General features: G+C 70.7%; 5 protein-coding genes. 1 reads left to right on the top strand and 4 read right to left on the bottom strand.

What is annotated here, in order from left to right; translation table 11 throughout:
- Positions 1–1,110: 1,110 nt before the first annotated feature.
- From FJ309_16390 to FJ309_16380, 3 genes are all read right to left on the bottom strand, one after another.
- Positions 1,111–1,935 (bottom strand): DUF374 domain-containing protein, encoded by an 825-nt coding sequence (locus FJ309_16390; GenBank protein ID MBM3956161.1) that lies wholly within the window; start codon positions 1,933–1,935, stop codon positions 1,111–1,113.
- A 30-nt stretch (positions 1,936–1,965) separates the two neighbouring features.
- The gene (locus FJ309_16385; GenBank protein ID MBM3956160.1) at positions 1,966–2,829 is read right to left on the bottom strand and encodes a diaminopimelate epimerase; all 864 of its coding nucleotides are present in this window, start codon (positions 2,827–2,829) and stop codon (positions 1,966–1,968) included.
- Positions 2,830–2,926: 97 nt separating this feature from the next.
- Positions 2,927–6,097, bottom strand: coding sequence for a hypothetical protein (locus tag FJ309_16380; protein ID MBM3956159.1), 3,171 nt, complete (start codon positions 6,095–6,097; stop codon positions 2,927–2,929).
- A gap of 333 nt (positions 6,098–6,430) precedes the next feature.
- Between FJ309_16380 and FJ309_16375 the strand changes: the two genes are divergently transcribed.
- A complete protein-coding gene (locus tag FJ309_16375; GenBank protein ID MBM3956158.1) occupies positions 6,431–7,942 on the top strand; it encodes an MFS transporter in 1,512 nt (503 codons plus the stop codon).
- A 21-nt stretch (positions 7,943–7,963) separates the two neighbouring features.
- On the opposite strand, the gene tilS is transcribed toward FJ309_16375, so the two are convergent.
- Positions 7,964–9,790 carry a tRNA lysidine(34) synthetase TilS gene (tilS, locus tag FJ309_16370; GenBank protein MBM3956157.1) on the bottom strand — a complete coding sequence of 609 codons (1,827 nt, stop codon included), beginning with the start codon at positions 9,788–9,790 and terminating at the stop codon, positions 7,964–7,966.
- Positions 9,791–10,018: the final 228 nt, after the last annotated feature.

Genomic DNA, 10,018 nt, shown 5'->3' with positions numbered 1-10,018 from the left:
CGGTCGATCCCCCGGCGGTTGTGACCAGTCTTTCCCGTTTGTAGACGAACGACTTGAGCGGCTCGACGTGATTGAGAATACTCTCGAGGTGCATCCTGCGGTGGCTCCGGAGAAAGGGCTGGCTATGCAACCGCTTCTTTACCCGAAAGCGCCGCACGATGCTCCTCTCTCCTGGCCCGCCCGTCAGGGCGGTGCTTCCAGGCGGCGGAACGCCGCCGCATGCCGGATGTCGCCGCGCAGCGGCGGCTCATCACATACCCATGCCGCCAGCGGCTTGGTGCGATCGCTGCCGGAAGCATCAGCCTCACGCCGACAGACTCAGGCTGATGCCTGTGCCATGGCTCATAAATCTCGGGGTCCGGGGCAGAGCCCCGCGCAGAAACCCAGGCTTTCTACCCACAAATTCTGCTGAAGACCCAAAGTGCAAAACCCGAGCTGACTCGGGGCGTCAGGAAGCCGCAATCGCGTGAGCGATGCGGGCCTGCGGCCAGCGCGCATGGCTCGGAGATCGGGGATTCCGATGCGGGGTCTGCGGAGGTGCGCCGCGGGTTGAAAACCCGCGCTACGAAGGGCATGAAGTCAGCCGCGGGTTGGAAACCCGCGCTGCTCTCAGGCACGGGTTGAAAACCCGCGCTCCGAGGGGCAGGAAACCAGGCTCGGGGTTGCCCGTGTCCTCGAGCGGGCTGGGGGAGCAAGCGCAGGCAGGATGCCGAAGCGCAGCGGACACGCAGCGAGCCGAGGGCGGGATGCCCGAGGCGAGCGTCCAGCGAGGGGGCACGGGCGGCCCCGAGCCCGCGCCACGCGAGGCGCAGTCCCCATCGCTCACGCGATTGGGGCTTCCGGTGCGGGGACAGGGGGTGTGCGCCGCGGGTTGAAAACCCGCGCTCCTCTCAGGCACGGGTCGGAAACCCGCGATCCGAGGGGCAGGAACCCAGGCTCGGGGTTGCCGTGAACCCAAACCAGACGAGCTTCGCCCCGCCCCGCATCCGCCGTGCCGAACAGAACGGGCATCCTGCCCCCCACGCGCTCGATGCTTCCTCCCCTCCGCCGAGCATGCCTCCGGCCGGCGGCGGTGCTGAAGCGACGCGCGAGGATCACGTGCGACCCGTATCAGGCAGCCGGTCGGGCATCGCCGCGGGCAGCCACCACGGGCTCCAGGCCACAGCGATCCAACTCCTGATCGAGGCTCACGCCCGCCGGACCGGGCAGGGCAGCAGCCCGGGCCGCGACTCGCGAGGGCTCCCGCCGCCCCGGCCGCTGCGTCGGCCGCCTGGCGCCGCACATGGCCCAGGCCTCTGCGTCGTCGGAGAGATGCGAGAGCAGCCGTTCGACGCCCAGCCGATGCCGCTCCAATCCGTCGCGATCCAGCTCCGGCGGGATCGCGATCGCCCGGCTGATCACGCCCCGCGCCCGCGACCACGGCCGCGGAATCGCGAACCGGTCCCAGGTGCCGGCCCGCCAGGGCCGATCGTAGCCCAGGCCCATGGCCACGATCGGAATGCCCAGGGTGCTTGCCAGGAAGACGCAGCCGGCGGCCAGCCTCCGCCGCGGACCCCGCGGTCCGTCCGGCGTGATCGTGAGGTTCCCCACCGCGGCCCGCTCGGCGAGTTCCCGCAGGGCGACCGAACCGCCTTTGAAGGTGCTCCCGCGGACGACGCCGAATCCCATCATCCGCGCCACGCGATCGAGGATGTTGGCATCCCAGTGGCGGGACAGCAGCATCGAGATGTTGGCATGGCCACGGAGATGGAGCGGCATGAGGATGTTCTCGTGCCAGAAGACGTAGATCTTCGCGCTGCGATAGGCGCGGTGCACGGGATCGACCTCCGGATCGGCGTAGTCGATCTGATAGTCGAGCGTGCCCATCCAGTGGCGGATCGTGGCCGACGCCACCAGCGACCAGCAGCCGATCGCGAACGGTGACTTGATCTTCACGGATGCAGGCTCCTTCCTCGCCGATGACGTTCACGCATCGGGCCAGTTTCCTTGAAACACCTCTTCGGCGGGTCCGGTCATGAACACGTGCCCCCCCTCCGGCCACTCGAGCCGCAGCCGACCGCCCGGCAGATCGGCGTCGATGGCCCGTTCGGTCCGGCCCGTCAGGACGCCGGCCACGCACACGGCGGAAGCCCCGGTGCCGCAGGCCATCGTGATCCCGCTGCCGCGTTCCCAGGTTCGCATCCGCACATGGCGGGGCGACACGACCTCGACGAAGTGCACGTTGACCCGCCTCGGGAAAATCGGATGGGTCTCGACCCGGGGCCCGATCGCTTCCAGCGGCACCAGCGCGACGTCGGCGCAGAAGAAGACCGCGTGTGGATTGCCCATCGACACGCAGGTCATCCGCGGCTCGAGGCCACAGCCGGCCCACCAGGCCTCCTCGGCGCCCAGCGCCTCGCAGGCGGCAGCCACGATCCGTCCCGAGCCGAGCACCGGGATGCTCTCGGCCTCGAGCACCGGTTCGCCCATGTCGACCCGCACCTGCGACGTCCGCGAACCCGTCCGCTGCACCTCCAGCGTGAGCACGCCGCGGCCGGTTTCGATCGTGACCGGACCGGCCGGCGCCCGCCCCCGCGACACCACGAGATGCGCCACGCAGCGAACACCGTTGCCGCACATCTCCGACTCGCTGCCGTCGGCGTTGAACATCCGCATCCGGGCCGTGGCCACCGTCGAGGGCAGCACGAGCACCAGGCCGTCGCCGCCGACGCCACGGTGCCGGTCGGCGATCAGCGGCGCGAGGGCCGCGGGATCCGCCGGGGCGCGTTCGTCGAAGCAGTCGACGTAGACGTAGTCGTTGGCGGCGCCATGCATCTTCACGAACTTCATCGGTCGTGTCCCCGCGCGGTCGTCGCCCACGAGCGTCCGGGGCGGTGTCGTCGACCCACTCTACCAAGCCCGATCCAGTCGCCCCCGTTCCGCCAGATCACCGGCGCACCTCGTCTCCGGCCCACGCGGTCCCCGCCCTGGTGGCCTGACGCTTCGACTGCAGCCGCTGGACGGCAGCCGCCAGCGTCGGGAAAGCCTCCGTCGACGTCAGCGGCTCGGCCAGCGTGCCGTCGACGTGCACGAGCACGAACTGGCCGCTGGCGCCTCCCAGCAGCCGCTTCATGGCGGGAAGCTGCGTCTGCGCCTCGCCCATGATCGGCCTGAGCACGAGGTTCACGTTGGAGTCGAAATCCACCTCGCCGTTGCCGACGAGGCTGATCGCGTCACCCGAGAGTTCGATGTTGTCGAGATACGCGTGGGGACCCTCGACGCGGAAGTCGACGACGCTGCTGGAGAACGCGGTCCGGTCGGGAACCTTGACGCGCAGGATCTTCAGCAGGGCCACCATCACCGGCAGCTCGTAGATGTCGGCATCGCCGAGTCGAACCTGCCCTTCACCGACGAGCGAGTGGGTGCCCGCCCGCGAGCCCTGCAGCCGGACCGTCGCCTGCACCTTGCCCCGATAGTGGGAACCTCCGCCGGTGGCGTCGGCGGCGAGTCGCGACAAGTCCGCGTCGGCCAGCGCGCATGAGACCGCGAAGGACGCCGCGTCGCCGGCGGCCACGCTGCCGTCGACGGTGAGCGTGCCGTCGGCGACCCGGGCCGTGAGCCGCCGCTCCGCGGCCCGCGGATCGCCGCCGGCCTGACTGCCGAACCGGGCGCCCTTCGCGTCCATGGCCAGCGGGCCGCGCACCGCGGTGAGCTGCACGCCCCGACAGATGGCGCTGTCGATCAGCACGTCGCCGAGCGTGGCCCACGCCCGGCCGTCGCTCTGGCCCCGGAGCCGGATGCCACCGTGGACGTGCTCCAGCGGCACGCCCACGTCGAGCGTCGCCTGCTCGACGTCGAGCTGCATGTCCCAGGCGGCGGCGGCCGGCCCCGGCACCGTCTCCGGGCGGCCCCCAGGACCGGCCACGGCGACCGGGGCCGTCGAGTAGATCTCGATCGCGCCGTCGACCGACAGCATGCCCCGCAGCTGCACGCTCGACACGGCCTCCTGGAGGCCCCGAGGCAGCGCCCGCAGGACATCGTGGTCAACGCGAAAGCGGTCGGCCACCAGCCGCTCGAAGGAGACGTGCCAGCCGCCGTCCGGGCTGAACCGGCAGGAGCCCTCGGCGGAGACGGTGGTGCGGGCGTGCGATCCCCGCACGTCCTCGAACCGGAGCCGACCGTCCTGCCAGGCCAGCCGTCCCCGCAGCCGCTCCAGTCGATAGGGGAACCAGGCGGGCTCGATCGAGACCGTGTCACCCCGCGGGGTCGCCTGGAGCTCGACGTCGGTCCGCCGGGCCTTGACCCGATGCAGGACGCGGGCGGTGAACTCGGCGTTGCCCCGGGGATCGACGTCGTCCCAGATCCGGCGCATGCCGGGGGGCAGCGCATCGCGGAGTTCCTTCTCCAGCACGACGTCGCTGCCGGTGAGGTCGAGCGTCAGTTCGCCGTCATCCTCTCCGACCCTCACCAGCCGGCCCGAGCAGCGGACGACGCCGGTGTCGTTGGAGCCGACGACGTCGCGAATCGTCCAGTTGCCGCGGTCCATGACCACGCTCCCGCTGACGTTGCCGAGCGGATACGGAAACCCGGCGTAGGCCATGCTGCACCGCGTGAGGCGGATGCCGAGCGAGTTGGCGAATCCGGCCGCGTGCTCCGGGGAGCGGTCATGGCGAAACACGAATTCGAACGTGCCCGCGCCGTGCAGCGACCGCACGATCTCGGCGCTCCGCGGCGGCAGGGCGGCGAGCAGGGCGTCGTCGATCCGCATCCCGTCGCCCCGCACCTCGATGAAGCCGCGGCCGCCGGCGGCCGTCGCCACCGTGCCGTGGACCTGCACCGGATGCCCGCCGGCTTCGCCCGTCAGGTGCAGGGAGAGCGCTTCGTCCTTGAGGGTCACGGTGCCGACGGTCCGATCGACGCGGTAGGGAAAGCGGTAGTAGGTCAGCGAGACGTTCCGGCAGCGGAGCGAGACATCGGGCTGCAGCACGCCCCCCTGCCGCACCAGGTGGGCGCGGACATCCACCTCACCCGCCGGCAGCAGCTTGCTCCAATGCGCGGCGATCGACGGCGGCATCAGCCCCTCCCAGTGATGGCCGACCACCATCCGCTCGGCCTCCACCAGCAGGTCGAAGTCGGCTGCGGCATCCCAGCCGCCGATCCGGCCGGAGCCCCGCAGGAGCGTCGAGCCGGAATGGGCCTCGAGCCGCTCGCAGCGCACGCCACCGCGATCCAGTGCGAAGGCCGCCGACACGTCGGTGATCGCGAACGGCAGCGCGGAGTGCTCGAAGTGTCCCGCTTCGAGACGACCGGCGGCTGCAAAGTCCGCCCGTTCGAGTTCCGCGAGGACTCCTGCGACGCGCCAGTCGAGGTCGAGGCGGCCCCGCAGCCCGGCGATCCAGGCGGGTCGTCCGCCGGCGACCGGCAGCAGCGCCTGGGATCGCGGCGAGACGTCGAGGGAGTCGATCTTTCCGGTGACCGCGAAGCTTCCGTCGACCGCCAGCCAGCCTTCGAAGCCGGCCCGATCGAAGAGGTCGCCTGCGAACGAACCCCGGACCGCCATCCGCCGGCCGCTCGTCGCGTCGTCGCCGGGGCGAAGTTCCGCGGCGATGCTCCGGAGCGTGAGCCGCGCACCGAGCCCGCTGCCTTCCAGGAGGAGCGTGGCGTCATCCACGGTCACCGGGATCCGGAGGCCGTCGCCTGCCTCCCGCGTCAGCCGCGACAGGCTCCAGCGACCGTCGGGTCCGCGGCTGGCGCGAACGACGGGCCTGATCAGTCGCACCGACGTGACCACGGGCTCTCCGGACAGGAGTTCCGGGAGCGACGTGCCGCACCCGATGCGGACCTCCTCGACGGCCACCAGCCGACGACCCTCACCCTGGATGGCCGGATCGTCGATCGAGATGCCGCGCAGGGCGATGCCTTCACCCTCGACGAGACTCGCCGCCTGGACGCTGACGGCGAGATCGGGATACGTCGCCGCGAGCTTGGCTTCGACCCGGCGCCGGAGTTCCTCGCCGACCCGGTTGGAGCCGATGACGACGGCCACCACGACCGCCGCCACTGAGAGCGGCAGCGTCCAGCGGACGAGCGTCCAGAGAAGGTCGGCAAACGATTTCATGGGCGGGGCCGTGGTGCGGCCCGCAGGGCCGCCGAAGTCCCGGGCAGAGAGGGGGCGGGAGGGTATGCGGCGGCCTTCCGGGGGGTCAAGGCTCGAGCCGCTCCCCCGATCGTCGAAAAACCCGCCATTTCACCAGCCTTCGCGGGTTGCTATAGTGCCGCCTCGTTCTTGGCTCCGGGGGGCGCGCCAGGGCCGCGATCGCCGTGACGGCCCCCGTTTCACCTCCGAGGCACCCCGATGGCCGCCACGCACCAGGACCGTCCCCAGGACCGTCACGCCGCCGATCTCTCCGGGGCCTATCCCAACGCCTACCGGCTGCTTTGGGCGGGCTTCATGGCGATCCTCGCCGCGGGCGTCGGCTTCGCCATCCGGGCGGGAATCCTCGACAACTGGATCGAGCAGTTCGGGTTCACCGGGAGCGAGGTCGGCAAGATCACCGGGGCTGGACTGACGGGCTTCTGCTTCGGGATCATCATCGGGGGCGTGATCGTCGACAAGATCGGCTATGGCAAACTCGTGGCCCTCGCCCTCGCCGGCCACATCCTCTCGGCCGTGGTCACGTTCAGCGCTTCGTCGCCGGCCAACGCCTACCAGCTGCTGTTTTGGGGATCGTTCATTTTCGCCTTCGCCAACGGCACGCTGGAGGCCGTGGCCAACCCGCTGGTGGCCACCGTGTTCCCGAACAACCGCACCCACTATCTCAACATCCTGCATGCCAGTTGGCCGGCCGGGATGGTGCTCGGCACGGTCGCCGGCTGGTACCTCGACGACCGACTGCACCTGGACTGGAAGTACCAACTGGCCCTGTACCTGGTCCCGACCGCGATCTACGCACTGATGTTTCTCGGCCAGACGTTCCCGAAGTCGGAGGCGGCCGCGAAGGGGGCGAGTTTCGTCGACATGTTTCGTGACGTAGGCATCCTCGGGGCGGCGGTGGCCTGCTTCCTGCTCGCCCTGTTCTTCGGCGACATCCTCAAGGACTTCATCCCCGAGCGCGCGGCCGTGGCCGGCTACGCCCTCGGCGGCCTGCTCCTGCTCGCGGTGGCGTTCATGACGAAGTTCTCGATCGGGTCGGTCCTGCTCTTCATCCTGTTCGTCACGCACGCCATGGTGGGCGCGGTCGAGCTGGGCACCGACAGCTGGATCCAGAACATCACCGGCAACCTGTTCACGTCGGAACAGGGCAAATGGCTGTTCATCTGGACCTCCGCCATCATGTTCGCGCTGCGGTTCTGCGCCCACTTCATCGAGACGCGGCTGGGCCTGTCCCCGATCGGGCTGCTGCTCGTCTCGGCGATCCTCGCCTTCGTGGGCCTCCGGTTCGCCGGCGGCATGCAGACCTTTCCCGCGGCGTTGGCGGCCCTGGGAATCTATGCCCTCGGCAAGACCTTCTTCTGGCCCACGATGCTGGCCGTGGTCGGGGACCGGTTCCCGCAGACCGGCGCGGTGGCGATGTCGATCATGGGGGGCATCGGCATGCTGTCGGCCGGCCTGATCGGCGGACCGGGCCTCGGCTACTGCAACGACCGGTTCGCCGGCGAGGCGCTCCAGGCATCCGCGCCGGCGGTCTACGAGTCATACCGATCGGAAAAGCCGAGCCGCTTCCTCAACATCCCGAGCACCGAGGTGCGCGGCCTCGACGGCCAGAAGGTGTCGGAGGTGAAAAAGGCGGGTGCGGCCGCCACCGCGGACCAACAGGCGGCGGTCACGGCCGATCAGCTCGGCAACCGTCAAACGCTCGAGGTCGATTCCTACATTCCCGCGACGATGGCCGTGATCTACCTGGCGCTGCTGCTCTACTTCCGCGCGATCGGCGGCTACCGCCGAGTGCAGATGTCCGCGTGAGCCACGAACCGGGCGGGATCCTCACCGCGGCGTGAACCGCACCGCGGTGGCATCGGCCACCGCGCGAACACCGCCGGGCAGGTCGAGGGCCATGGGCGGGGAAGGCTCACGGCCCGCGAGTGCGGCCAGCGCCGTGTAGTGGCGATCGGTCATGTCCCGCTGCGGCCAGCCCGCGCGATGCCACAGGGCGACGAACACCTCCGCGACGAGGTGCGGGTCGAGGCCGCGGAGCCCGACGATTCGCACCGTGATGCTGCCGTCGGCCTCCCGTCGCGAGTGCTCGTCGAGCAAGCGGTCGGCGGCGCTTCGCAGGGCCCGGGCCGCTGCGGCCGCCTGACGGCCGAGCCGAACGATCGCCTCCGTGCAGGCCGGATAACGGGTCCGCTCGCACATGGCCAGCACGTCGTGCCGCACGAGGTTCCGGGCATGACGGCGATCGAGGTTCGAGGGATCCTCCCGCCAGTCTGCGCCGAGCGCGGCGAGGAAGGCCCGGGCAGCGCCCCGCCGCACGGCGAGCAGGGGCCGCAGCAGGGAGATCCCGGGGGCCAGTTCGCGGGCCGGACTCATGCCCGCCAGGCCCGCGACGCCGGTGCCGCGGAGGAGCCGGTGGAGGATCGTCTCGGCCTGGTCGTCTGCGGTGTGGGCCACCAGCACATGCCGGCCGCCGGCCTCGGCGGCGGCGTCGACGAAGAACTCATGCCGCAGCCGTCGGGCCGCGGCCTCGATGCCTTCGCCGCGGCGCGGCACCACCGCGAGCCGGCGGATGACGGCCCGGAGGCCCAGCCGCCCGGCCAGGCCTTCGACGAACGCGCGGTCGACGCCCGCGTCGGTGCGGAGGTCGTGTTCCGCGTGCACGACCAGCAGCCGCCCCAGGGCATCGGCCGGCACCAGCCGATGCAGGGCCAACAGCATCGAGACGCTGTCGGCGCCCCCTGAAACGGCGGCCAGCACGGGCATCGTCCAGAAGTCGGCGGAGGGCAGCGCCCGCGCCACCGCCGCCACGTAGGCCGCCGGGGCGTCGGTCTCCGCCGCGGTGATGACTTCGGTAACTCCCATGGATCGCTGCTTGCCCATTCTGCCACACGCTCGCCGGGGAAGAGGCATTGAGCCGTCCGGAGCGGGTCGCCTACTCTCCCCCCGCCCGTCGGCTTCAACGGCCTCGAACCCGGAGGATACGGTCTCATGCATGCTTTCGGCCTGGGTGGCTTTCGCCTCGCGGCACTGGCCTGCGTCGCTCTTCCCGCCCTCACGGGCTGTTCGACGCTGCTCACCGCTGCCTACCTTCTGCGGCCGGCGGACGTGCCGGCAGAGTTCAACGGTCTGCGGGGCAAGCACGTCGCCGTGGCCTGCCGGCCGATCGTCGAACTGGAGTTCTCCGACGCGGGCTCGGCTCGCGAACTCGCCGGCCTGGTCGGGAGCCAGCTGCAGTCGAACGTTCGGCGCACGAGGATCATCGGCCAGCACGAGGTGGCCCGGTGGATCGACGAGAATGCCTGGGTCGACTACCCGACCCTCGGCAAAGCGCTCGACGCCGACCTCGTGGTGGGAGTCGATCTCGAGCAGTTCCGGCTGCACGAGGGCTCGACGCTCTACCGCGGCCGCGCGACTGCGCGGATCCGCGTCTTCGACGTGGCCACCAAGGACCTCGTGTTCGAGAAGCGGATCGACGACTTCGCCTTCCCGGCCAACTCGGCGATCCCGGCGACCGACCGCTCGGAGAGCGAGTTCCGCGGCATGTTCCTCCAGATGCTCTCGCAGAAGGTCTCCCGCTGCTTCCATGCCTACGAGAGCCGCGAGGTATTCGCGGAGGACAGCCTGACGTTCTGAGGACATGGCTGGCACGGCCATCCTGGCCGTCCAGCCTGAAGCCCGGCGGGGCGAAGCCAAGGTTCGCCGCGCCGGGCGACGCCGCCATCACGGCGGCGTCCATCACGCCAAGCTCTGGACACGGCTGGCACGGCCATCCTGGCCGTCCAGCCTGAAGCCCGGCGGGGCGAAGCCAAGGTTCGCCGCGCCGGGCGACGCCGCCATCACGGCGGCGTCCATCACGCCAAGCTCTGGACACGGCTGGCACGG

It is taken from the genome of Planctomycetota bacterium (genome assembly GCA_016872555.1).
In the GTDB taxonomy this organism is placed as follows: Bacteria; Planctomycetota; Planctomycetia; order Pirellulales; family UBA1268; genus F1-20-MAGs016.
The sequence above is the reverse complement of the archived record's forward strand: the minus strand, read 5'-3'. Positions and strand labels throughout refer to the sequence as shown.

Coding starts and splice junctions, on each gene's coding strand:
- FJ309_16375 (MBM3956158.1), top strand. CDS start 6,431: ATGGCGATCCTCGCCGCGGGCGTCGGCTTCGCCATCCGGGCGGGAATC.
- tilS (MBM3956157.1), bottom strand. CDS start 9,790: ATGGCCGTGCCAGCCATGTCCTCAGAACGTCAGGCTGTCCTCCGCGAA.
- FJ309_16380 (MBM3956159.1), bottom strand. CDS start 6,097: ATGAAATCGTTTGCCGACCTTCTCTGGACGCTCGTCCGCTGGACGCTG.
- FJ309_16385 (MBM3956160.1), bottom strand. CDS start 2,829: ATGAAGTTCGTGAAGATGCATGGCGCCGCCAACGACTACGTCTACGTC.